At 71.1% G+C, this 24,147-nt stretch carries 15 protein-coding genes; 3 read left to right on the top strand and 12 right to left on the bottom strand.

Annotation, left to right across the window (positions count from 1 at the left end; genetic code table 11):
* Positions 1 to 3: 3 nt before the first annotated feature.
* From IPJ78_04155 to IPJ78_04120, 8 genes are all read right to left on the bottom strand, one after another.
* Positions 4 to 573, bottom strand: a complete 570-nt coding sequence (locus tag IPJ78_04155; GenBank protein MBK7905738.1) for a VTT domain-containing protein — start codon at positions 571 to 573, stop codon at positions 4 to 6.
* 90 nt (positions 574 to 663) lie between these two features.
* Positions 664 to 1,047 carry a hypothetical protein gene (locus IPJ78_04150; protein MBK7905737.1) on the bottom strand — a complete coding sequence of 128 codons (384 nt, stop codon included), beginning with the start codon at positions 1,045 to 1,047 and terminating at the stop codon, positions 664 to 666.
* On the bottom strand, positions 1,047 to 7,274 hold the full coding sequence (locus IPJ78_04145; protein MBK7905736.1) for an Ig-like domain-containing protein: 6,228 nt from the start codon (positions 7,272 to 7,274) through the stop codon (positions 1,047 to 1,049). Before IPJ78_04145 ends, IPJ78_04150 begins: the two co-directional genes overlap by 1 nt.
* A gap of 89 nt (positions 7,275 to 7,363) precedes the next feature.
* A complete protein-coding gene (locus IPJ78_04140; GenBank protein MBK7905735.1) occupies positions 7,364 to 11,482 on the bottom strand; it encodes a PAS domain S-box protein in 4,119 nt (1,372 codons plus the stop codon).
* Between the two features lie 104 nt (positions 11,483 to 11,586).
* The gene (locus IPJ78_04135) at positions 11,587 to 13,236 is read right to left on the bottom strand and encodes a M20/M25/M40 family metallo-hydrolase (protein MBK7905734.1); all 1,650 of its coding nucleotides are present in this window, start codon (positions 13,234 to 13,236) and stop codon (positions 11,587 to 11,589) included.
* A 37-nt stretch (positions 13,237 to 13,273) separates the two neighbouring features.
* Positions 13,274 to 14,524 carry an ABC transporter permease gene (locus IPJ78_04130; GenBank protein ID MBK7905733.1) on the bottom strand — a complete coding sequence of 417 codons (1,251 nt, stop codon included), beginning with the start codon at positions 14,522 to 14,524 and terminating at the stop codon, positions 13,274 to 13,276.
* On the bottom strand, positions 14,521 to 15,255 hold the full coding sequence (locus IPJ78_04125) for an ATP-binding cassette domain-containing protein (GenBank protein ID MBK7905732.1): 735 nt from the start codon (positions 15,253 to 15,255) through the stop codon (positions 14,521 to 14,523). The genes IPJ78_04130 and IPJ78_04125 overlap by 4 nt, the downstream gene beginning before the upstream one ends.
* Positions 15,252 to 15,782: a DUF3299 domain-containing protein gene (locus IPJ78_04120; protein ID MBK7905731.1), complete on the bottom strand. Its 531-nt coding sequence runs from the start codon at positions 15,780 to 15,782 to the stop codon at positions 15,252 to 15,254. The genes IPJ78_04125 and IPJ78_04120 overlap by 4 nt, the downstream gene beginning before the upstream one ends.
* Positions 15,783 to 15,991: 209 nt before the next feature.
* Here IPJ78_04120 and IPJ78_04115 point away from each other — a divergent pair, with 209 nt between their 5' ends.
* Positions 15,992 to 16,474: a GreA/GreB family elongation factor gene (locus tag IPJ78_04115; protein ID MBK7905730.1), complete on the top strand. Its 483-nt coding sequence runs from the start codon at positions 15,992 to 15,994 to the stop codon at positions 16,472 to 16,474.
* Positions 16,475 to 16,486: 12 nt separating this feature from the next.
* Here IPJ78_04115 and IPJ78_04110 read toward each other — a convergent pair whose 3' ends face one another.
* The 4 genes from IPJ78_04110 to IPJ78_04095 all read right to left on the bottom strand — a co-directional run bounded on the left by IPJ78_04110 (position 16,487) and on the right by IPJ78_04095 (position 20,560).
* Entirely contained in the window at positions 16,487 to 17,128 is a 642-nt protein-coding gene (locus IPJ78_04110) for a DUF2238 domain-containing protein (protein ID MBK7905729.1), read from the bottom strand.
* Positions 17,125 to 17,700 carry a TlpA family protein disulfide reductase gene (locus IPJ78_04105; protein MBK7905728.1) on the bottom strand — a complete coding sequence of 192 codons (576 nt, stop codon included), beginning with the start codon at positions 17,698 to 17,700 and terminating at the stop codon, positions 17,125 to 17,127. The genes IPJ78_04110 and IPJ78_04105 overlap by 4 nt, the downstream gene beginning before the upstream one ends.
* The gene (locus IPJ78_04100) at positions 17,697 to 18,950 is read right to left on the bottom strand and encodes an exo-alpha-sialidase (GenBank protein MBK7905727.1); all 1,254 of its coding nucleotides are present in this window, start codon (positions 18,948 to 18,950) and stop codon (positions 17,697 to 17,699) included. Before IPJ78_04100 ends, IPJ78_04105 begins: the two co-directional genes overlap by 4 nt.
* Positions 18,951 to 19,036: 86 nt before the next feature.
* Positions 19,037 to 20,560: a glycerol-3-phosphate dehydrogenase/oxidase gene (locus IPJ78_04095; GenBank protein ID MBK7905726.1), complete on the bottom strand. Its 1,524-nt coding sequence runs from the start codon at positions 20,558 to 20,560 to the stop codon at positions 19,037 to 19,039.
* Between the two features lie 97 nt (positions 20,561 to 20,657).
* Between IPJ78_04095 and fadI the strand changes: the two genes are divergently transcribed.
* Together fadI and fadJ are read left to right on the top strand one after the other, a co-directional pair.
* Entirely contained in the window at positions 20,658 to 21,953 is a 1,296-nt protein-coding gene (fadI, locus tag IPJ78_04090) for an acetyl-CoA C-acyltransferase FadI (protein MBK7905725.1), read from the top strand.
* Entirely contained in the window at positions 21,950 to 24,112 is a 2,163-nt protein-coding gene (gene fadJ, locus IPJ78_04085) for a fatty acid oxidation complex subunit alpha FadJ (GenBank protein MBK7905724.1), read from the top strand. Before fadI ends, fadJ begins: the two co-directional genes overlap by 4 nt.
* Positions 24,113 to 24,147: the final 35 nt, after the last annotated feature.

Here is a 24,147-nt window from a genome sequence, read left to right as displayed (position 1 = left end):
CCCTCAGATGGGGAGGAAGTCCAGCAACTTCGTCCCCAGGAGGATGTACCCGGTGACCAAGGGAAGCTCCCCGATGATGATCCCCGCGATCATCCGCCGGTACGGCATCCGGACGAGGCCGGCCGCGTAGCAGATGAGGTCGGTCGGCACCACCGGAGTGAAGGCCCAGAGCGCCACGAACCAGGTGGCGCCCGGGCCGACGAGGCGCGTCCGGAGGTGGTCCAGCTTCTCCGGGTAGCGCTCCGCCAGCAGTGTATCGTATCCCGCGAACCCGGGGAAGCGATAGAGCAGGGTGGCGGAGAGGACGATCCCGAGCATGGAGACGACGAGGACTGCCGGGAGCGCTTCGGGGAAGAAGGCTCCTCCGGCGATGACCACCGGCGTGCTGGGGATGAGCAGCGGGCCCCGGAGGACGGAGGCGACGACGAACCCCGGGAACGCCCACGGCCCCCAGCGGGTGAGCAGGGCTTGGAACTGCTCGGCCGTGAAGAGCTCGGGATGGAGAAGGTAGGTGAGGCCGACGCCAAGGACGAGCGCGGCCCAGCACCAGGTCAGAAAACGGCGGAAGCGCACGAGGGTCCGGTCAGGGGAGTGTCGGCCATACGCACGGCACTCGGGGAACGTGTCACTGGACGGCGGTCGCGCGCGAGTCCTGTCGGGGGGTCAGGGCGCCCGAGGCGGAGGCGGGGGCGTGCGGACGGGGAGGATGACCGCCACGCCGCCGTTCCGATCGCACCGATTCGGGGCCGCGGCGCCCGTGAGCCAGAGGCCGTCCTTGCAGCGCATCGTCGCGCCGGCGGGGGCGGCGGCCGTGCTGGCCGGCGTGGCAGGGGCCGCCTCGCTCGACCGTGCGACCGGGGCCGGCGGCGGCGCCGCGCGCTGGATCGGAGCCGCCGCTGGGGCGGGCTGCACGACCGGGGCCGGCGGCGGCGGGCTCGCGGGGGGCAACGGGGCCGGTGTCTGGGCCGCCACCGAGGCGAGCGGCGTCAGCAGTGCGGCCAGGAGCAGACGGAGCGCGCGCCCGGCAGATGGGTGCAGCAGGGTCATCATGGGGCTCCCGTGACGGTCACCGTCGGGGCGACCTGCGTGACGTAGTGCGCATTGGTGATGGTGACGACCGCCGTGCCGTTCGCGAGCCGCCGCAACCAGAAGGTCGTCGACTGGGCGTCGGTGGGGATCGTCACGGAGGTGATCGCCACGCCCCCGTTCCGGGCTTCGAGCGCGCTCCCGGCGACGGCGATGGCGAAGCTGGTCGGTGCGGCCACGTTCGTCACGTTGCCATCGGGATCACGCGCATAGAGCGTCACCTGGATCGAATCGCTCGCCAGCGTCGTCGGCCAGCTCCCGAGCGCGTCGATCCGGCCGGGTGCGACGTCGATCGCGCCGCGGACGTTGTTGTACCCCGGCGCCGAGAAGGTGATCGTGTCGGCGCCGGGCGCGGCGCCGGTCACGCGCGTGTAGACGTAGTAGCCACCGTTCGGGATGATCGCGCTGGGCGCCGTGGTGCTCGTCGCCGTCGCATGGCTCATGGTCACCGTCAGCGGACCGGCGATGTAGTCCGGCGTCGAGGGATACGGCTCCTTCCACTGTCCGAGACCCACCCGGAGCGGGGACGCGCCCGCGCTCCATCCGAGCGTCGGGATCGCGACGGAGACCGTGACGTTCGCCTCGTTGTAGCGGTAGCTCTCGATCCGCGCGTCACTGGCCGTGAGTTGCGTCGTGCCGGGTGTCAACGGCTGCACGCGCGCCGTGCTGTTGATGTAGTTGCCCGCCGCGATCACCACCGACGCGCTATCGATGGACGCCGTGGTCGGCGACGACGAGGTGAGCGTGACGGTGACCGGCTCCCAGACGTAGTGCGCCGATCCGTTCGCGTCCGCGGCCTGGACGGAGAGGTTCGGTGCGGGCTGCGTCGTGCGCAGCGTCGTCGTGGTCGAGATCAGGAAGCGCGGCGCGGTGACCTGCTGCGTGGTCGACGCGCTGGCGTACCCGAGGGCCGTCGCCTGCAACTGGACCGTGCCGATGCTGCTCTGAGCGCGCACGTCGACATAGGCGTAGTTCTGGCCCGGCGGGATGATCACGCTGTCGGGCACCGTCGCCACGGCCGGATCGGTCGAGACGAGGCGCACGACGAGGGGCGCGCCGATCGCGTTGGGGATGGAGACGTAGGCGCCGGTGCCGAGCCGGTACTGCCGCATGCCGAGCACCGGATACGAGTTCACGAAGCTGAGCGAGGGGCCGGTGACGGTGACCGTGTTCGACGTGACGCTGCCATAGCCGGTCCCCAGCGAGTCGCTCCAGGTGATGCTCCCCGTGCCCGGGCCGACGAAGCGGACGCGCGGCTGCACGTAGTACGCACCGCGCGGAAGCCGGAATCCGACGCTGTCGGGTTGCACCACGGCATCGTTGCTGGAGCTCGCGCTGAAGAGGAGCGTGTCGAGCGAATAGTGGTAGCCGCCGACCGAGTCCGCGACGTAGATCGTCGTCGCCTGCGGCGGTGTGGTCGTCGTCACGTTCGCCGAGAGCCCGCCGCCGACGAGACGGGGGCTGGTGATGATCACGTACGCCGTGTCGGGGAGGTAGCCCGGCGCCGTCACGACGAGCGTGTCGATCCCCGTCTGTCGCGCGGCCAAGCCGAAGTAGGCGTAGTTCAGGTTGGTCGGGATGGTGAGCGCCGTGCCGGTGAGCGAGTCCGCCGTCGCGTTCGACTGCGTGATCGTCGCGTTGAGCGGGGTGGCTGGGTTATTCGGCGTATAGACGTAGAAGTCGGTCGGCAGTCGGTACTGGCGACGTCCGATTCGATACGTCTCGAAGCTGAACAGGATGCGCGGCTGGACCACGGTGTAGAGGATCGAGTCCGCGCGCATGCCGGGGGCGGTCGCCCGCACCCACGCCGATCCGACGCCGACGAAGCTCACGCGACCGTTCGACGTGTAGTACTCGCCCGGTAGGATGGTGTCCGCCTCCGTCACGCGGATCACGGTCGTGTCGGACGAGCTGAACGCCATCCGGATGGTGTCCGTGGCGTAGTGCGCCTGGTTCAACGTGTCCGCCGAGTACACGGTGAAACCGACCGGTGGCGCATAGTTGTTGTGCGTCCCGCCTCCCGTGGCATAAAGCTTGGGTGACGTGATCAGGAACCCGACCGTGTCCGGCTGGTAGCCGACCGCGGTCGAGACGATCTGCACCGTACCGGGCGTGATGCCGCGCAGCGTGTAGTAGGCGTAGTTCGTGTTGGTCGGGATGACCACGGAGTCGGGGACGGTCGCGACCGCCGGATTGCTCGAGGCGAGGCGCACGACCAGCGGTGACGTCACGTTGTTCGGCGTGTAGACGTAGTGGTCGGGCCGGTTCTGCCCCGCGCCCACGCGCGCGGTCGCGAGCTGGTTCCGGAGCCGCGGCCCGATCGTCGTGTACAGCACCGAGTCCGGTCGATGACCGCTCGCCGTCACGCGGATCCACGCGGTGCCCGGCGTGCCGCCGGGGATCACGCGCAGCGTGCTCGTGAAGTACTGCCCCGCACCGATCACGACGTTCGGCGTGTTGACGCGCATCACGGTCGTGTCGCTCGACGACACCGTGATCGCGAGCGCGTTGGAGCGCCAGTGCGCGGTGTTCGTCGAATCCTCGGCGTACACCGTCAGGCCGACCTCGGGATTCGTCGTGTTGAGCGTCCCGCCGCCCGCCAACCCGAGCTGCGGCGACGTCACCGTCATCGGCAGGCTCGCGACGGTCCAGCCGGGCGCCGTCGCGGTGATGGTCGACGCGCCCGGCGCCTCGCCGCGCGTCGTGAAGTACACGTAGTTGCTGCCGGCGGGGATCGTCACAACCGGCTGGTCGAGGCGGAGCGCGGCGGAATCGGAACTCGTGAGCGTGACCGCGACGGGCGTGTTCACGTTCTGCGGCGTGTACACGTACCAGTCGTTGCGGAACTGCCCGACGCCGACGCTCGTGTACGGGCGCGAGAGGGTGAGCACCGCCGCGAGCGTGCTGATCGACGAGGCGGTCCCGGTCACCCCCGTGGCCGCCGGGGTCACCGTCGTCCCGCCCGCCGCTGTCGCCCGCAGCACCACGTTCGCCGCGAGCTGGCCCGCCGGGATGAACGCCGGGTCCGGCGACACCGTCGCGCGACCTGGCGTACCGAAGGTGTATGTGATGAACGTCCCGCCCGCCGGCGAGGGATCGGTGAGCAGCACCTGCGTCGAGAGCTCGTCGTTCACGAGCAGTGAGTAGTTCGCGTTCGTGAAGCGGACCGACGCCTGCACCGCGAGCACCGCCGTGTCGCCGGCGTAGCCTGTCGCGCTGCCATCGGTCGCGAACACCTGCGTCGTGCCCGCGTTGCGCCCGTTGAGGTTCGCCGCCGCGGCGGTCTGCCCGGCCGGGATCGTGACGGACGCGGTCGAGAAGAAGGCGAAGGTGTCGGCGACGGCGAGGGTCACCGTCACCGGCGCGCCGTTCGGGCGGCTGAGATAGACCGGGATCGACGCATTCACCGCCGAGCGCCCGATCGCGAGCGTGTCGCGTCCGAACGAGATGATCGCCGGCACGCTGTTGGTCACCGTCACCGTCGTCGGTGACGACGTCACGGCATCGCTCGTCGCGGTCACGGTCGCCCCGCCCACCGCCACACCGGTCACCACGCCCGTCGCGGAGATCGTCGCGATCGCGCCGTCCGCCGACGCGTACGTGAAGGTGCCGCCGGGGATGAAAAACCCGTTCGCGTCACGCCGGCGCGCCGTGAGCACCACCGAGCCCTGCGGTGCGACGCTCACGCTCGCCGGCGAGAGCTCGACCGCGGTCATCACCTGCGCGACGGTCAGGGCCGCGGTGCCCACGACGCCCTGCGCGGTGGCGCGGACCGCCGTGAAGCCGTTGGCCACCGCGAGCGCACGCGCCGTCGCCGTGCCCACCGAGTCGAGGCTCGCGACCGACGGGTTCGACGATGCCCAGGCGAACGTGACGCCCGGCATCACGACGTCGAGCGTGTCGTAGGCGACCGCGCGGTAGCTTCGCGTCCGCGCCAACGCCGCCAGCGAGAAGGTGTCGCTCACCGCGAAGCCGGTCGAGTCGCGCACGACGGCGATGCGCGTGATCGGCGTGAGCACCGTGAGGCTCGCCACGCCGGTGACGGCTCCGGCGGTCGCGCGCACTTGCGTCCCGCCGAGCCCGACGCCGGTCGCGTTGCCGGTCGCACTGATCGACGCGATCGATCCCGACGCCGTCGTCCAGGTGAAGGTCGGCTGGTTCGTGAGCGCCACACCGAGCCCGTCGACCGCGACCGCGGAGAACTGGAACGAGGCACCGAGGTAGATCGTGCGGGGATCGGGCGAGACGCGGATGGTCGCGAGCCGCTGGTCGACCACCACGCGGGCCGAGTCGCGCGTGCCGCCCGCCTCGGTGGCCACGACCCAGGCGGCGCCGTTGGCGACGGCGACGACGCGGCCACTGTCATTCACGCTCACGAACGCGGGATCGCGCGAGAGCCAGGTGTAGGAGCCGGGCGTGACGTTGTTCGCGCCATCGCGCGACGTGGGCACGAGCAGGCGTGACGCCCCGATCGCGGTGAGGGTGTCGAGCTGCGGCGCGAGGGTGGTCGTCGCGATGCCGGCGCTGCCGCTCGCGTTCACGGTGAGCGGAGAGCCCGCGAGCCCGCTCGCCGTCACGGTCATCGACTGCGTGCCGACGACGGCGCCGAGCGTCCACGTGGTGCTCGCCGCGCCAGTGGCGTCGGTCGTGTCTGCCGCGGCGCCGAGCGTTCCGTTCGTGGTCGCGAAGCTGACGATCACCCCCGCGATCGGGTTGGCGTACGGGTCGGTCACGCGCACGATGATCGGTGACGGCAGCGGGGACCCCGGCGCGGCGGTCTGACCGCCGCCCGACGCGAGGTCCAGACTGCTCGCGGGCCGGGCGGTGATCGCGATTGCCGTCGAGGTGTCGGCGATGAGACCCGGTCGCCCCACGAGGAGCTGGTAGCCGGTGCCGGCGCGCTGGAGGCGGAAATCCTCGAACCGCGCGACACCGGCCACGGCGCGCACCCGGGTGACGCCGACGAGCGCCGCCCCGGTCGGGTTGATCGCGAAGCCGAGGAACACCGAGTCGGCGAAGGTCGTGTCGCGCGATCCATCGACCAGCTGCGCCTCGGCGATGAGCGCCGGGATGCTGTCGCCCGCCTGATAGGTCGCGCCGACCTCCTGGGTGATCACCATCCGCACCGCGCCGTTCGGCGCGGCGGTCGCCCCGACGGTGATGGTGGTGACCCCCGCGCTGCTCACGCTGATGCTCTGCGCGCCGGCCGTGCCCAGCGTCCAGGAGAAGCGGAAGAGTCCGGTCGCGTCGGTGAGTGTGTCGAGCGCTGTCACGCTGCCGCCGCCGCTCGTCACCGCGAGGGAGACGGCGCGATCGGCGAGCGGCTGACCGTCGGTCGCGGTGAGACGCACGGTGACGGGCTGGCCGAGCGCGGTGCCGGCGAGCCCCGACTGTGCACCGCCGCTGACGACGGCGAGCGCGCCGGGGCGCGGCAGCACGACGAGGTAGGCCGTGTCGCTCGCCGCGCCCGTGGGCAGCTGTGCCTCGATGCGCGCGATGCCGCGCAGGGCGGTGGCCGTGCCGCTGCCCGCGCTCTGCGACGTCAGCGTCGCCCGCGCCGGATCGAGCGTCGTGTAGACGATCGGGGTGCCGGTGACGGCGTTGCCTTGGCCGTCGCGCGCGACCGCGCTGAAACTGAAGGGGTCACCCGCCGTGACGGTGAGCGTCTCGGGGGCGATCACGACCGCCGTCGCGTTGGCGCCCGGTCCGGTGTAGGTGAGCGGGACCGGCGCCGGGGCCGGCGGCGGCGCCCCCGGCGCGCGCACTTGGGCCACCACCGGGATCGGTCCGCCGCGGAAGACGGTGTCCCCCGCCGAGTTCATGTACGCGAGGGAGAGCGCGAGCGCCTCGCCCTGTGGCGGCGCGTCGCTCGCGAGCTCGAGGCGCAGGTCGAGGGCGATCGAGTCCGCATTCGAGGGGAAGTTCACGACGGTATCGAGCGCGGCGCTGCCGTCGCTGCGCCGGAACACGATCCGCACGCGCTCGAAGGGCACGACCGACCCCGCTCCCTCGGCCACCGAGGCGAGCGGCCCCGGATACTGCCCGATGAACGAGAGCCCGCTCGCGACGCGCAGTCCCCGCTCCGGGCCCGTGAGCTCACGGCCACAGGAGAGCAACGACAATCCCGCGAGCCCGAGGGCGGCGAGGATCGTGCGGGGGCGAGCGCGGAGCCGACGAAACGGTGGCATCTCCCCCTAACCTACGCCGTGGGAGCTCCGGCGACCAACGACCCAGGTCACAGGGATGCCACGCCGTGGGGCACCGACCCGCTGGACGGTCAGGGGGAGGCTGTGTCGTCCAGTTGTCGCCGGATCGCCGCCGCCAGCTCCGCCGCCGTGAAGGGCTTGGAGAGCAGGGGCGCATCGAGGGCGGTCGTCGACGAGGAGCCGCGCTCGGTGTAGCCGGAGATGTAGAGCACCGCGATCTCGGGGAGCCGCGCGCGGAGGGCCCGCGCGATCTCCGGTCCGCCGGCCCCGGGGAGCACCACGTCGGTGACGAGGACGCGCGGCGGGATCGGCATCCGGTCCACCGCGGCGAGCGCGTCGGCGAGACTGCCCGCGCTCACCACGGTGTACCCGAGCGAGCGGAGCGTCCGCTCGACGAGGGCGCGGACCAACGCCTCGTCCTCGACGACGAGGACGACCTCCGTTCCGCCGACGATGGCGGGCGGGGCGGACTCGGCGACATCCTCCTCGAGCTGCGGGCGCGCCGGGAGATAGATCCGCACCGTCGTCCCCTTGTTGACCTCGCTGTATACCGCGATGTGGCCGCCCGCCTCGCGCACGATGCCGTAGCAGATGGAGAGTCCGAGCCCCGTTCCTTCGCCGACCTCCTTGGTCGTGAAGAACGGCTCGAAGATGCGCGGCAACACGTCGTCGGGGATGCCCATCCCGGTGTCGCTCATCGCGATCAGCGCGTACTGGCCGGCGGTGATGTGCGCATGGTCACGCGCGTAGGCCTCGTCGAGCTCCACCGTCGTGGCCTCGATCGTCAGGCGGCCGCCCTGCGGCATCGCGTCGCGCGCGTTCACCGCGAGGTTCACGATCACCTGCTCGATCTGCCCGGCGTCCACCATCACCTGAGGCAGGTCGGCCTCGATGCGCGCCTCGATGGCGATCCGCTCGCCGAGGAGCCGCGCGAGCATGCGCTGCGTCCGTTGCACGAGCCCGCCGAGCTCGACGATGCGCGGCGAGATGCGCTGCTTCCGTGCGAAGGTGAGCAGCTGGCGCGTGAGGTCGGCCGCCCGCTGCGCGGCCGCGTGGATGTCGCCGATGTCGGCGAGCGCCGTGGGTTCGTGGACCGCGCTGCGCAGCAGGTCGGCGTGCCCGAGGATGACCGTCAGCAGGTTGTTGAAATCGTGCGCGACGCCGCCGGCGAGCCGCCCGACGGCCTCCATCTTCTGCGACTGCAGCAGCTGTGCCTCGAGGGTGCGCCGGTCGGTGATGTCGGTCAGCGCACCGAGGACGTGCGGGCGGCCGTCGAGTTCGAGGCGCACGAACGTGCCGAGGAGGCTCCGCAGCGTCCCGTCGCGCCGATGCATGAGCACCTCGGCGCCGCCCGCCTTCGCGTCGCGCTCGAGCGCCGCCCGGAGACGGTCCCGATCGTCCGTGTGGTGATAGAGGTCCAGTTCCGTCGCCGACCGTCCCACGAGCTCGTCGCGCGAGTAGCCGGATGCGAGTTCGAACCCCTCGCTCACGTCGACGAAACGGCCCTCGGGCCACGTGGTCAGGACGATCGCGGTGGGGCTCTTGCGGAAGATCGTCTCGAAGCGTTCCTCGGACTCGCGCAGGGCGCGCCGCGCCGCGACGCGTTCCGACAGGTCCTGCACGGCGGCGATGCGCGCCTCGGCGCCGAGATACGGCGCGACGCGCTCGCGCACCTCCGCCGGGAATCGCTCGCCATCGGCCCGCTGGAGCGTCGTCGCGCGCGCGGCATCGTCCGCGGCCGGGGCCGCGGCGGGGCCGAGCACCGTCGGCACCGCCCGCCCGCGCAGCGAGCCGTCGGGCAGGCCCAGCATGCGGTGGAGCTGCTCGTTGGCCTCCACGATGCGGTCGCCCACCGAGATCGCGATGCCTTCTGTCGTGGCACCGGCGAGCGCGCGGAAGCGCCCCTCGCTCTCGCGCAGCACCGCCGCGTCGCGGCGCTGGCGCCGTGCGCTGGCGACCGAGAGGGCGATGAGGAGGAGCAGCAGCGCCCCGACCGGGATGAGGAACGCGGGGCGCGTCACGATCGGACCGGGGACGTCGAACTCGACTGCGGTGATGGGGCCGTCCGTGCGCGCGAAGAGCCCCTTCGCCTGCACCTCGAGCGTGTGTCGGCCACCGGGGAGCGACAACACGGCCGAATGGATGGCGGACCAGCCGCTCCACGCCTTGCCATCGATGCGGTGGCGCGTCTCGATGCGCTCGGAGGGGATCGTCCCACGCCACGCGAGGGGGGTCCATGCCACGTTGGCCGCACTCGTCCCGATGGTGGGCGGCTGAATCACCACCCGAGGGGCGGGAACGTCAGTGGCATCGAGCGCGAGGCGGCGAATGCCGCCCCCGAGCGTGCCGACCGTCACGACACGCGACTCGGGTAGGATGGGCCAGATGTGCGGGAAGCCGAGCCCTCCGTCCGTTCCGAAACGGTACAGGACACCAGCGTTCATCGCCGACAGGCCGTTCGTGGTGCCGATCCATACCGTGCCGTCGTCGCCCGCGCGCACGCTCTGCACGGCGTTGCTCACCAGCCCGTCGTTGATGCCGATGAAGCGAAGCGTGTCGGCCTCGACCGTGCCAAGCCCGTACGGGAAATCGCCCTGCGAATCGCCGAACCACGGCACCCCGGCGGTATCGACGTCCAGCGAGAACACCCTGAACGGCGTGTCCCGGAACGCGCGCGTCGCGGTCCGGCCGCGCCGCGTGCTCCAGTGCGTCCAGGTGCCCGCACGCAGGCGACTGAGCCCGCGGATCGTGCCGAACCAACGGGTTGCATCGCTCGCCTCGGCGAAGTCGTACACCCGGCCCGAGGGAAGCCCCGAGTCGACTCCGAAAGCGGTGAAGCGACCGTCCTGGAACTTGAACGCACCCGGTCCGTCATCCGGCGCGCCGTCCGGTAGGCCGATCCCCAAGAACCAGACGGTGCCACTGCGGCTCACGACGATCCGGTGCACGCGCGGCGCCCGCAGGCCATCTCGCGCGGTGAAGTGCTGCCAGGTGCGGCCGTTCCAGCGCAAGGCACCCTCGATGCTGGCTCCGCTGCCGACCCACATGTTCCCGGACGAGTCCCGCGCCAGCGTCGTGACGGCCCCCAGCGGAACGCCTGCGGCCTCGCCGATATGGCGAATCGCGCCAGTGGGCTCGAAGATGTCGATTCCGTCGCCCGTGCCGGCCCACAGGGCACCATCGCGCGCGCGCGCGAGGGCGTTGACGCGGTCGCGGCGGCTCGGGAAGCCCTGAGGTTGCCCGCTCCAGAGCGGTGCGAGGGCGCGCAGGAGCAGCAGTCCCTCGCCCGTCCCGATCCACACATCGCCAACGTCGTCCTCGTGCACGGTGCGCGCATCGTCCACATCCGCGGGTCGACGCGCGTAGGGCGTCCAGCTCGTCACGCGCCGCCGGATGTAGCCGCCACCGTGCACCGCCAGCGGGTGTCCCTGCGCATCCAGCGTCAGATCGAGCAGGGCGTCTTCCCCCTCGCCCGTCTCCCGGCGCGGTCGTCCGCGACCGGTCCATCGCCACACCCCGTTCCCACCCTCGGCCCCGAGGATGTTGGCCACCACCTCACCTGCGGTGGTCTCGATCAGGTGCTCGACGCGCAGCACGCGTCCGCGGCCGTCGAGGTGCGACTCCCAGCGGCCGTCACGCAACCTGAAGAGTGCGAACCCCGTGTTGAGCCACGCGCCGCCATCCGGCGCGGGATGCAGGGAGACGACGGTCCGGCTCCCGAGGGGAGCCGGTGCGTCCACATGCACCGCGCCGCTCGGGGTCCATCGCATCAGGTGCACGGAGTCGGATGTCGCGGCGTAGGGCACGACGAGGAGCAACCCGTCCCGGGTGTGCACGGCGCTCAAGACCTGTTCTTCCGTGCCGTTCACGATGACCGGCCGCTGGACGAATCCGGCCGTGTCCCCCACGTACATGATGCGATTCATCAGCACGACGACCGAATCCCCGGTCATCGGAAGGATCGCATTGGCCGCGCGGTTGAGTGTGTTCGGCGTGGTCCGCCCCTGCACGAAGCGCCACCCGTCGAACCAGGCGATCCCGCGCGACGTCGAGACCCAGATGCGACCGGACGCCGCGGCGGTGATCGACGTGATGATCCCCGACGGCAGCGTCTCGTCTCCGAAACGCGTGACCCGCCACGAGTCGAACGTCGACATGTCCTGTTGCGCCGCGACCGCGGGCGCGGACATCACGAGTGCGCTCGCGAGGACCGCCAACCTCAGGGGTCGGGACACCTGCGGCGGAGTCATTCGCGATCGAAGTGGCGGACTGACGGTGTGCGGCATTCTCCGGACTACCGTACTGCCGCCGGCACCTGCCGCTGTGCCTTCACGCACTCGCGCCACACGCCCGGCTGTCCGTTCGGGGCGGCGGGCAGCGGGTCGATCACCTGATGCGGCTGGAACGTCGGGTCCTCGCTCGCGAGGTACACCAGCATCGCGAGGAGCGTCGCGTTGTGGCGCAGGTCGGACTCGACGACCTTGTCGAAGCTGTCGCGGTCGGTGTGCCAGGTGGTGAACGAGTAGTCCCAGCCGAGCGCGCCCGTGCCATAGGCCGGCGCCTTGTAGCAGGCGAAGCTCGCGTTGTCGCTGCCGCCGGTCGCCTGGCCGCTCACGGGCTGGAAGCGGATGTAGCGCGTGAACTCGTTCGGGATCTCGCGGAGGTACCCCGCGAGGCGGTCACCCGCGCCGGCGATCGGGCCGGCGGAGAGGTTCACGATGCGGCCGGTGCCGTTGTCCTGGTTGAACAGCGCGTGGAGACCGTTCACCACCTCGGGGTGGTCCTCGCTGTAGGCGCGCGAGCCGTTCAGTCCCTGCTCCTCGCCGTTCCAGTGCCCGACGATGATCGTGCGCTTCGGGTTGGGATACACCGCGCGCAGGATGCGCATCGCCTCCATCATCGTGATGGTGCCGGTGCCGTTGTCGGTCGCGCCAGAGCTCGCCGACCACGAATCGAAGTGCGCCGAGAGGATGATGTACTCGTTCGGCTTCTCCGTCCCCTTCATCTCCGCGATCACGTTGTGCACCGGGCGCTCGCCAAGGAGCCGGCTGTCGGTGAAGGCGCGGACCTTCGGGCCCTGCCCGTTGCGCGCGAGCCGGAACAGCAGCCCGTAGTCCTCGCAACCGATCGCGAACGTCGGGAGCGTCTGGTTGGGCGAACCGAAGACCTTGTTGATGCCCGGGTAGTTCGACCACTGGAAGGTGAACACGGCGACCGCGCCGGCCTCCTTGAGCTTCTGCCAGACGGACTTGCCCCCGCTCATCGCGACGTTGAGCTGGTTCCACTCGAGCTGGATCTGCTGCTGCGCCTCGTTCACGCGCGCGATCTCCTCGCTCGTGCCGAACTCCTGCCACTGCTGCGGCGAGCGGCACGAGAGACGCGGGACGTTCATCAGGAAGACCTTCCCGCGGACATTCGGCACCCAGGCATCGAAGGCCTCCGGGGTCGAGATCCCCGACGGATAGGTGATCACCTCGGCCTCCACCGGCGCCGGCGTCGCGGGGCTCCACGCCATCGCCGTCGCCTCGAGCGAACGGACCCGCGGGCTCACCAGGTCGACGTGCGTGACGCCGCGGTCCCAGCCGAGCCACGTGCCGTACTGTTCGCGCCGCGCGTTCACGCCCCACGACTCGTACGTCGCCACGAGCCAATCCTGCGCCGCATCGGACTGCGGCGACCCCGTGAGACGCTGGCCGTGCCGGTCGAGCAGCACCTGCGCGAGCGTCTGCGACTGCGAGCGCCGCATCCCTTCCTCGACGATTCGCAGCACGCCGGCGTTGGTCGCGGCGTCGCGCCGGATGTACGCGGGCCACTCGGCGCTCGGGATCGGGTCGGCAGAGCGATCGCGATTGATCGGCGCGGCCTGACGAGCCGGCTGTGCGACGAGCGGACCGGCGGCCGTGCCGGCGAGCAGGACGATGGCGAGCAGCGAGCGAACGGACACGAGCGACTCCTCAGAAGGGAATTGTGGTCCGGAGAACTTACAGCTTCGGCGAGAGCCCGTCAGCCAATGAGGACCGGTACGCGCGCCATGCCGGGAGAACCCCGACAAGCGTCCCCGCGACCACGACGAGGCCGAGGTAGCTCCACTCGACCGCGCCGAGCGCGTGTAGCGTGAGGGCGAGCCCGAACCGCGCCTCGACCGCCGAGCGCGCCGCTGCGATCACGCTGTACACGAGTAGGACCCCGGTCGCCGCGCCCGTCGTCGCGAGGAGGGCCGACTCGAAGACCAGCAGGGAGACGATCGCCCGTGGACCGGCGCCCACCGCGCGCAGGATCGCCATCTCGCGCCGTCGCGACTCCAGCGAGGCATAGAGCGCGACGCACATCCCGATGAGCCCCACCAGCACCGTGAACAGCGCCACCACGCGCAGCCCCACCTCGGCGCTGCCGATCGTCTGCCAGAGCTGCGCGAGGGCCACGCCGGGAATGATCGCCGTGAGCGGCTCGGTGCGGTCCTGGTTCATCTCGAACTGCAGCTGGATGGTCTCCACCCGGTTCTTCGTCCCGACGAGGAACGACGTGATGGGCGGCTTGGCGCCGGGCGCGACCGGGGCCGGCGGCGGCCCCATCATCAGGCCGCCCGCGGCCTCTTCCGTCTCGTGCATCTCGGTGAGCCCGTCGAGCGTGGTGTAGAGCGCCCGGTCGATCGGCGTGAACGTCCGCGCGATCACGCCGCTGACGATGAAGGGGTGCGCCGTGTGCTCGGCGAACGAGACCGCCGCCACGCCGTGCGCGAGCACCACCGAATCCCCGACCGCGTAGCCGAGCCGCTCCGCGACCTCGCTCCCGACCGCGATCTCGTGCGCGGTCGCCGGGGCGTGGCCCGAGGCGAAGGTCACGTGTTGGTCACGGAACCGATACTGCTCGAAGAACGCCGCCGTCGTGCCGATCACCCGGTGACCCTTGTGCGCGTCGCCCAGGGCGAAGGGGATGGTCCACTTCACCGCCGGATGCGCCGCCCACCGCTCGTACGTCGCCCACGAGATGGTGCCGCTCGGCGTCGCCATGCCGAAGACCGTGGAGAGCAGCACCTGCGTGGTGCCGCCGCGCGCGCCGACGATCAGGTCGGTGCCGCGGATGGTCCCCTGGAAGCTCTCGCGCACACCGAGGCGCACATGCTCGATGCCGACGAGCAGCGCGACCGAGAGCGCGATGCTCGCGATGGTGAGCGTGGAGATCAGCCGCCGGTTGCGCAGCGAGCGCCAGGCCAGCGCGAGGAGCACGCTCATCGCGCGGCCTCGGGGTCGCCGCTCACGACGGGCGCGGCGGCACGGTTGACGTCGCGCAACTCGACGGTCCGCGCGAAGCGGGAGGCGAGGCCGAGATCGTGGCTCACGAACACCAACGCGCTCCCCGCCTCCTCGCAGCGTGCGAAGAGCAACTCAAGGAAGCGATCGCGACGGTCCGCATCGAGCGCGCTCGTCGGTTCGTCGCAGACGACGACCTCGGGCGCGCCGATGAGCGCGCGCGCCACCGCGACGCGCTGCTGCTGTCCGACGCTGAGCGCCGTCACCGGCTCGTCGAGCAGTCCGGCGATCTCGAGGCGCGCTGCGAGGGTGTTCGCCTCCGTCTCCGGGGCCGTTCCGCGCAACCGTGCGCGCCGCGCCGCCGACAGCTTGCACGGCAGCGTGATGTTGTCCCGCACGGAGAGGTACGGGATGAGGTTGAACATCTGGAACACGTACCCGAGGTGCTCGGCGCGGAAGCGGTCGCGCGCGCCACTCGAGAGGGTGCTCACCGCCGTGCCGAGCACGGTGATGGTGCCGCTCCGCGGCGCGAGCACCCCGGCGAGGAGGCCGAGCAGCGTCGTCTTGCCGCTGCCGCTGGGACCATGGAGGAAGAGCCGCTCGCCGCGCCCCACTTCGAGCGCGGGGATGTCGATCACGTCGCGGCCGCCACGATAGGCGAAGCGGACGTCGTGGAGCGCGACGGCCGGGCCGGAGGCGGCCGGACCACTCACCGACCCGTGTACGGCTTCATGCTCGTCGCCTCGATCTGGTAGCCGACCTGACCATAGGGCGAGTCATAATTCGTGATGCGGAGCGTCCCCTCGAGCCAGACGGCGTCAAAGAGTCCGAGCTTCACCGACTTGCGTCCCGCCATTTGCACGAACGCCATCTGGTTCGGCGGCGGCGGCGGCGTGTGCACGCACGCGCCATAGTACGGGACGAGCAGGAACTCGGCCCCCTCCTGATCGGCGTCGTCGAGCGGCACGATGAAGCCGGGGACGCGGACATGCTGGCCATCGAGCTTCTTGAGCGTGTCCGACGCCTTCCCTGTCTCGTAGTCGAGGCCGGCGAGGAGGCGCCAGTCGATGCTGGTGAAGGCACCGGCCGGTGTGGCCGAGGGTGGTACGGCGGAGGGACGCGTCTGCGCGGCCAGCGGAGCGCCGATCGGCGCGAGCGAGGCCAACGCGGCAAGGCACGTGACGATGCCGATGCGGCGCGCGCGCGTCACGCACGCTGGAGTGGAACGATCGTTGGTCATGCCGTTGGTACCCCGAATGAGGAGCGGGCGACGGAGGACCGCCGCCCGGTCAAATTACTGTGCGAAGCGCCCGACCGTTGGGGGCCGTCGATCCTGCTTGAAGGCCGCACGACCCGGACGTAGCTTTGACCCAGACGCAGGACGCCCCCGGCGCCCGGCCATCCCTGGCCGGGCGTCGGATTTTTCTACGCCCGAGAGACGGGATCCGCATGAGCATGATCGAGGCCCTCAAGCAGAAGTTGACCGACGAGGCGGAGAAGCTCCGGTTCGAGCTCAACGTCACGCTCCCCAACGAGATCCGGAAGGCCGTCGAGCTCGGCGACCTTCGCGAGAACTCGGAGTACAAGGCCGCCCTCGAACGGCAGCAGTTCGTGCAGGCGCGCCTCGGGCACCTCACGCAGCGGCTCTCCAAGCTGTCGTCCATCGACGAGTCGCAGATCGCCACCGACGCCGTCGGGATGGGCTCCAAGATCACCGTCGAGGACCAGGGGACGAAGGTGAAGGAGGACTACCACCTCATCTTCGGCGACGCCGAGGACTTCGACGACGGGCAGGTCACCATGTCCTCGCCCATCGGGCGCGCCCTGCTCGGCAAGAAGGTCGGCGAGATCGCCGTGCTGAAGCTCCCGGCGGGCATCCGGAAGCTCAAGGTCACCAAGCTCGTTACGATCCACGACGACGTGGCGCCGTAGCGGCGGCGCGCCTCAGCCGGTGCTGCCGCGGGTGCCGCGTCGGGCGCGCCACCAGAGCACGACCGTCAGCGACACGAGCGTGCCCGCGAAGGCCAGCGCCATGTCCTTCTGCGCGTCGAAGACGTCGCCCTGCGTCCCCAGGTACGCCGCGCCCAGCTCCCCGCCGAACGCCTCCGCCGCGAGCCACTCGATGGTCTCGTAGATCACCGCGTGCGCGTTCATGAAGAAGAGCGGCATCAGGAATCGCCAGATGCCGACGGGTGGCGCCTTCGCGGCGAACAATTCCACGGCCGCCGGCGTCACCAGCACGCCGTACAGCAGGTGCACGGCGCGGTCGAACATGTTGCGCTCGAACCCGAGCAGGCCGTCCACCGAGACGCCGAGGAGCGCGCTGCCCCACGCGTCGTAGGGGACGAGCGAGTAGGTGTAATGCGCCCCCACCTCGTGCAACATGAAGAACGCGAAGAGACAGGTGTAGGCCGCGTTCGAGAACCGCAGCCGCCGGTAGGTGAGCACCAGCACGGGGATCGAGAAGAGCACGAGCAGGTTCTCGAGGAGCCAGTCCTGCCGGAAATGCGGGGCGATCCCGAGCGCGGCCGTCCAGGCGAGGAGGATCGCCAGCAGCAGCGCGGGATACCGCATCTCGCGGGTCATGGGGTCGGGGGGGGACCCGGTGCGGGCGGCGGCTCGGCGCCGGGGACGGCCTCGGCGAGCGCGACCTTGAGCGCCGCGTTCAGGGGGCCGTCGTCCGCCGTCACCGGCCCCACGTGCCGCCAACGCAACGTCCCGTCGCGGCCGATCAGATAGCTCGCCGGCACGCCGAGCGCGAGGAAGGTGGTGCTCACCTTGTCGTCGGGGTCATACCAGATCGCATACGAGGCGCCCAGCGAGGCGGCGAACTCGGCGACCTTCGCGCGGTCGTCGTCCACGTCGATGCTCACGCCGGCGATCCGCAGGCCCTGCGCCTGATAGCGGCGATGCAGCGTGTCGAGGGCGGGGATCTCCGCGCGGCACGGTTTGCACCAGGTCGCCCAGATGTTCACCAGCACCACGTCGCCGGCGTGGTCCGCGAGCGAGACCGAGGTGCCATCCTGTCGTTGCGCCGCGTATGCAGGTGCGGGCGCGCCGACGGCCACGGGTGCGCGCGCCGCCTCTCCCGACCTGCTGCACGAGGCGACCGCGACCGCACCGGCCAAGAGCGCCGGGAGGAGTCGCCGCGCGCTCATCGCGTCCCCGTCCGCACGCGGGCCACCTTCACCTGGTTGGGCTTGCCCGGGAGCGTGAAGGCGATCGTCACGCCCTCGGCATCGCGGGCCATGCGCGGGAAGCCGCTCGACCGCGCTCCGCTCGACGGGCTGACGATGACGGCCGGCTCCACCGTGCCGTCGCGGCGCACGACGCGCATCCGCACCTGCGCGGTGTCGCCAGCCTGCCGTTCGATCCAGCTCACGAGCGCCGCGTCGCCGCTCAGCATCTCGAGGTCCACGCGCCCCGCGGGGAGGCCATCGTCGGCGCGCACGGGCGCGCTGAAGGTGGCGCCCGCATCGGTCGAGAAGGCCACGCGAACGCGCGACGTGTCCTGCGCACCGGTGAACCAGGCCACCGCGACCGTGTCGCCGATGGCGCCGGCGGCGGGGCCGTTCACCGGGCAGTAGTCGATCTTCCAGCCATCGGCGTGCAGCGTCGCCGGCGCGGTCCACGCGCCATCGACGAGGCGCGTCACCGCCATGTCGCGCATCTCGTCATCGCTCCGGTCCCGGTACACCACCACCGGGCCGCGCGACGTCATCGCCGCGGTCGTCTGGCAGCAATCGCAGGTGCGCGTGTCGAGGATCCGTTGCTCGATGACCGCCCCGTCCTTCCACGCAGCGTACCCGAGCTGCATCCCGCCGCCGTGCGCATCATGACCGCCGCCCTGCTTCGCCGCCTCGGCGGCGAGCGCGCCAGCGGTGCCGTCGAGCATGATGATCGCCGCCCCGCCGTCCGCCGCGGGGAGGATCGAAACGAAGCCGTGCTCGGCGGGCACCCCCTGCGCGTGCGGCACGACGCTCTCCGTCCAGGTCGCGCCCGCGTCGCGCGATTCGGCGACGCGCACGTCGTACGCGAACTTCCCGTCGCCGCTTCGCTGCAGCCAGTGCGCGAGCAGACGGCCGTCGGCGAGCGGCACCACCGACGGGAAGTCCGCCCAATTCACGAAGAGGTCGCGGCGCTGCACGACCGTCGTCGGGTCGCCCCAGGCGCCGGCCGCATCGCGCCGCGCGAGCCGCAACGCCACGCTCGAGTCGGCTTGGCGCTCGAGCCAGCTCATATAGAGCGTCCCGTCCGCGGCGCGCGACACGAAGGGCTCGGCGGCGTCGCCCTGCGTGGGCGACGGGAGCGACTCGACGACGAGCGGCACCGGGCCAGCCTCGCCCGCGCAGGCCGCGAGGGTGAACAGGGTCGCCGCGAGCGTGCGGCGGATCGGGAAGGTCGGCATGGACGGTCGGGGTGGGGGGGGACGCACGTAAGGTGCCCCCGCACGGAGGGCGGGTCAACGCGAGAGTGGGCCGGATCGGTGCGTCGTCAGGGCTCGATCGCGAAGATCCGCTGCACGTCGCGCTCGTAGTCCTCGAGCGCCAGCCGGACCCCGGCGTCGGTCCATCGGAGCGCCGACCCCATGAGGGCGGCCACTCGCGGGGCGAGAGCGCGACCATGATCCCGTCGTTCAAAGGCCAGCGTGGTGCGTCGCACCAGTACGTCGGCGATGCGCTCGGCGCACTCGTGCCGCACGGCGTGCACCACGTCGCTCTCCCGCCAGGGCAGCGCCGCGTCGAGGCGCACGTCCTCGAGTGTCGCCGCGGCGCGCTCGCCGGGCAGCGGCGTCCGCATCGTGTCGCACTTCCGCGCACGGGTGCCCAGGTGCCGCATCACCACGTCCACGCACTGCTCCGCCATCTCGCGATACGTCGTGAGCTTCCCGCCGGTCACCTGGATCACCCCGCGCGGCGAGGTGCGGATCGCATGTTCGCGACTCGCCGACGCGGGCGGTCCGTCCTTCGCGGTGGCGACGAGCGGCCGGATCCCCGCCCACGCCGCGATCACGTCATCCTCGGTGAGTTCGGCCGCCGGGAAGAACCGGTTGCAGGCGTTGAGCAGGTAGCGCACGTCGGCGCGGGTCGCGCGCACCTGGTGTGGGTGCTCCTGGGTCGGCGTGTCGGTCGTGCCGATGATCGTGTGCGTCCCCGACGGGAGCGTGAACATCACGCGCCCGTCGTCCGGGGAGAGCATCGTCACCGCGGCCCGGTTCCCCACCCGCGCCGTCGGAACCGCGATATGCACGCCCTTCGTGCCGCGCACGGCCGGACCACGGGTCGTCTCCTCCATCGCGGCGACCTCGTCGGTCCACGGGCCCGTCGCGTTCAGCACCACCCGCGCCTGCACGCGCACCGAGGTCCCGCCGATCAGGTCCTGCACGATCGCGCCGTCCGCCGGCCCATGCGCGGACGGGAAGGTGAGCGCTTCGACGACCGCGTGGTTCAGCACGGTCGCGCTGGCGTGCGCCGCGTCGAGGACGTTGGCGAGCGTGAGCCGCGCGTCGTCCGTCGAGGCGTCCCAGTAGGCGGCGCCTCCCTTGAGGCCCTCGGTGGCGAGTGCCGGCTCCGCCTCGAGCACGCCGTCTCGCCCGAGTCGCTGGTGGCGCCCGACGTTCCGGAAGAGCGCGAGGGCGTCGTAGAGCGTCAGCGCGGCCGCGAGCTGCCAGCGAGGGACCCGCGCGCCCTGGTACACGGGCCAGGTGAACTGGAGCGGGCGCACGAGGTGCGGCGCGAGCTCGAGGAGCCGGCGCCGCTCGCGGCTCGCCTCGAACACGAGGTGGAGATAGCCGTGCTCGAGGTAGCGCACCCCGCCGTGGATGAGTCGCGATGACCGACTGGACGTGCCCGACGCGAAGTCCTCCCGCTCGACCAGCGCCACCGCCAGCCCCCGGCGCGCTGCATCGCGCGCGATCCCCGCGCCGGTGATCCCGCCGCCGATCACCAGCAGGTCGAAGCGGCGGTCTCCCAACTCGGAGAGCCGCTGACCGCGCCGGGGCATCGCCGGGGAACTCATGCGGGGAGCTTACCGCCGGGACGCCGCCGCCGCGAGCGGCCGCGGGCGGACTCGGCGTTCCCCCTTCCTCCTTCGGCCTTCCGCCTAGATTTCCCCCATGCCCATCTACGAACCGGGTCGGCGCGTCGCCATCATCGCGGGCGTCCGCACACCCTTCGCCAAGTCCGGCACCCTGTTGAAGTCGCTCAGCGCGATCGAGCTCGGCAAGATCGCCGTCAGCGAACTGGTGCACCGGACCGATCTCGACCCCAAGTCGGTCGACCTCCTCACCTTCGGCACCGTCCTGCCGTCGGTCCTCGCGCCCAACATCGCGCGCGAGATCGCCCTCATGCCGTTGCTGCCGAAGGCGCTGGATGCGTACAGCGTCTCGCGCGCCTGCGCCTCGGCGAACCAGGCGATCACCAACGCCGCCGACCAGATCGCGCTCGGGCACGCCACGGTCGCCATCGCCGGCGGGGCCGAGTCGCTCTCGAACGTGCCGATCCTCCATTCGCGCGGGTTCTCCGACGCCCTCGTCGCCGCGAGCAAGGCCAAGACGCTCACCCAGCGCGTCCAGGCCTTCGCCAAGATCCGCGCGAAGGACTTCATCCCGATCACGCCGGCCATCGCCGAACCGACCACCGGCGAGACGATGGGCCAGTCGGCCGAGAAGATGGCGAAGCTCAACGGCGTGACACGCGAGGAGCAGGATGCGCTCGCGCTCGCCTCGCACCTGAACGCGGCCAAGGGCACCGCCGACGGTCGCCTCACCGCCGAGATCGTGCCCGTGATGGTGCCGCCCCGGTTCGAGACGGCGATGACGAGCGACAACGGCATCCGGTCCGACACGACCGCCGAGGCGCTCGCCGGGCTGAAGCCGGTGTTCGATCGACGCTATGGCAGCGTCACCGCGGGCAATGCGTCGCCGCTCACGGACGGTGGCGCCGCGGTGCTCCTCATGCGCGAGGATGTCGCGAAGGCCGCCGGCTACCAGCCCAAGGCGTACATCCGCGGCTATGCCTATGCCGCGCTCGACCCGGGCGAGCAGCTCCTCCAGGCGCCGGTCCTCGCGGCGCCGATGGCGCTCAAGCGCGCCGGCCTCACCCTCAAGGACATGGATCTCGTCGAGATGCACGAGGCCTTCGCGGCACAGGTGCTGAGCAACCTCCGTGGCTTCGAGAGCCAGCACTGGGCCGAACGCGCCGGATTCTCGTCGCCGGTGGGCACCGTGGACCGCAGCAAGCTCAATGTGATGGGCGGCTCGGTCTCCATCGGCCATCCGTTCGGCGCCACCGGCGCGCGCATCACGACCACGCTGGTGAACGAGCTCGCCCGCCGCGGCGGGCAGTTCGGCCTCATGACCGTCTGCGCGGCCGGTGGACTCGGCTTCGCGATGGTGGTGGAGCGCGCATGAGCACCTCACAGGCCGTCACCCTCGAGGTCGTCGACGGCATCGCCGTCCTCACCTTCGACCTGCCCGGCGAGTCGGTCAACAAGTTCTCGCCGGCCGTCATCGACGAGTTCACGGCGCACATCGACCGGATCGAGAAGGACACCAGCATCGTCGGTGCGGTACTCATCTCCGGCAAGAAGGGCAACTTCGTCGCCGGCGCCGACATCGACCAGTTCCTCGAGTTCAAGGTCGCGGCGGACGCGGCCAAGGCGAGCGCCTTCGGGCACGCGATGTTCCACCGCATCGAGAAGGGGCGCGTCCCGGTCGTCGTCGCCGTCGACGGTGCCTGCCTGGGCGGCGGACTCGAGTTCGCGCTCGCCTGCGCCTATCGCATCGCCGCCGACTCGCCCAAGACCGTCTTCGCGCTCCCGGAGGTGAAGATCGGACTCATCCCCGGCGCGGGCGGCACGCAGCGCCTGCCCAAGCGCGTGGGTCTCCAGGCCGCGCTCGACATGATCCTCACCGGCAAGAACGTGCGCGCGAAGAAGGCGCTCCAGATCGGGCTGGTGGACGAGATGGTGCATCCGAGCATCCTCCGCGCCATCGCGATCCAGCGCGCGAAGGAGCTCGCCGCCGGCACCATCCCGCGCCAGCGCGAGAGCCGGCAGCATGGGGCGAAGGAGATTCTCCTCGACGACAACATGATCGGCCGCGCCGTCGTCTTCCGTCAGGCGAAGGAGCAGACGCTCAAGAAGTCGGGCGGGCACTACCCGGCCCTCATGGCCGCCATCGAGGCGGTGAGCGCCGGCTACTCGGCCTCCTCCGAGGCCCACGGCTACGCCGAGGAGGCCCGGCTCTTCGGCGAGATGGCGATGACGCCCGTCTGCCGCGAGTTGATGTTCCTCTTCTACGCGACGACCGCCCTCAAGAAGGACAGCGGCGTCCCCGCTGACGTGAAGCCGATGCCCGTGGACCGCATCGCCGTGCTCGGGACGGGATTCATGGGCGCCGGCATCGCCGCGGTGAGCGTGATGCAGGGCGTGCCGGTCCGCTTCAAGGACACCGACGCGAACCGGGTGGCGAAGGGCGTGGCCGCGGTGCGCGATGTGATCAAGGACGGGCTCACCAAGCGCCGCATCACGCGCCAGCAGTATGAGGACCAGGTGGGGCTCGTCTCCGGGACCGTCGAGTACACGGGCTTCGGTCGGGTCCCGCTCGTGATCGAGGCGGTGTTCGAGGACCTCAAGGTCAAGCACGCGGTCCTTAAGGAGACCGAGGCGGTCCTCGCGCCCACCGCGATCTTCGCGACCAACACGAGCACCATCCCGATCACCAAGGTGGCCGACGGGAGCAAGCGCCCCGAGCGCGTGATCGGGATGCACTTCTTCTCCCCCGTGCACAAGATGCCGTTGCTCGAGGTCATCGTGACCGCGCGGACGGCACCCGAGGTCACCGCCACGGTGGTCGAGTACGGGCGTCGCATCGGCAAGACGGTCATCATCGTGAACGATGCGCCGAGCTTCTTCGTGAACCGGATCCTCGCGCCGTACGTGAACGAGGCGGGGAAGCTCCTCGACGAGGGCGCGGCGATCGACGCCATCGATGCGGCGATGACGAAGTTCGGGTTCCCCGTCGGGCCGATCAATCTCATCGACGAGGTCGGGCTCGACATCGCCGGCAAGTCCGGCGCTATCATGGCCGACGCGTTCGGGGGCCGGATGCAGCCGAGCGAGGCGCTGGTGAAGGTCCTCGGCGCCGGCCGTCTCGGGCGGAAGGGGAAGCAGGGCTTCTATGCGTACGACGAGAACGGGAAGCGCACCGGCGTCGACGAGAGCGTGTATCAGCTCTATGCGGGCGGGTCACGGCGCCGCGAGGTGCCGCGCGAGGAGATCCAGCGTCGCCTCTCGCTCGCGATGGTGAACGAAGCGGCGCGGTGCCTGGAGGAGGGCATCGTGAAGTCGGCGCGCGACGGCGACATCGGCGCCGTGTTCGGCATCGGCTTTCCCCCCTTCCGCGGCGGACCGTTCCGCCACGCGGACGCGGTGGGCATCGCCGAGATCGTGCAGCAGCTCGAGTCGCTCGACGTGCAGCACGCGGGACGGTTCACACCAGCGGCGATCCTGAAACGGATGGCCACGGAAGGCAGGACATTCTATCCGAAGACGGGGAAGCCGGTATGAGCACGCGATCAAGGCTGAAGGTGGACGGGGGAATG

This window comes from Gemmatimonadota bacterium (assembly GCA_016714015.1).
In the GTDB taxonomy this organism is placed as follows: domain Bacteria; phylum Gemmatimonadota; class Gemmatimonadetes; order Gemmatimonadales; family Gemmatimonadaceae; genus Pseudogemmatithrix.
Note: the sequence above shows the minus strand (reverse complement) of the source record. Positions and strands in the feature narration are given on the sequence as shown.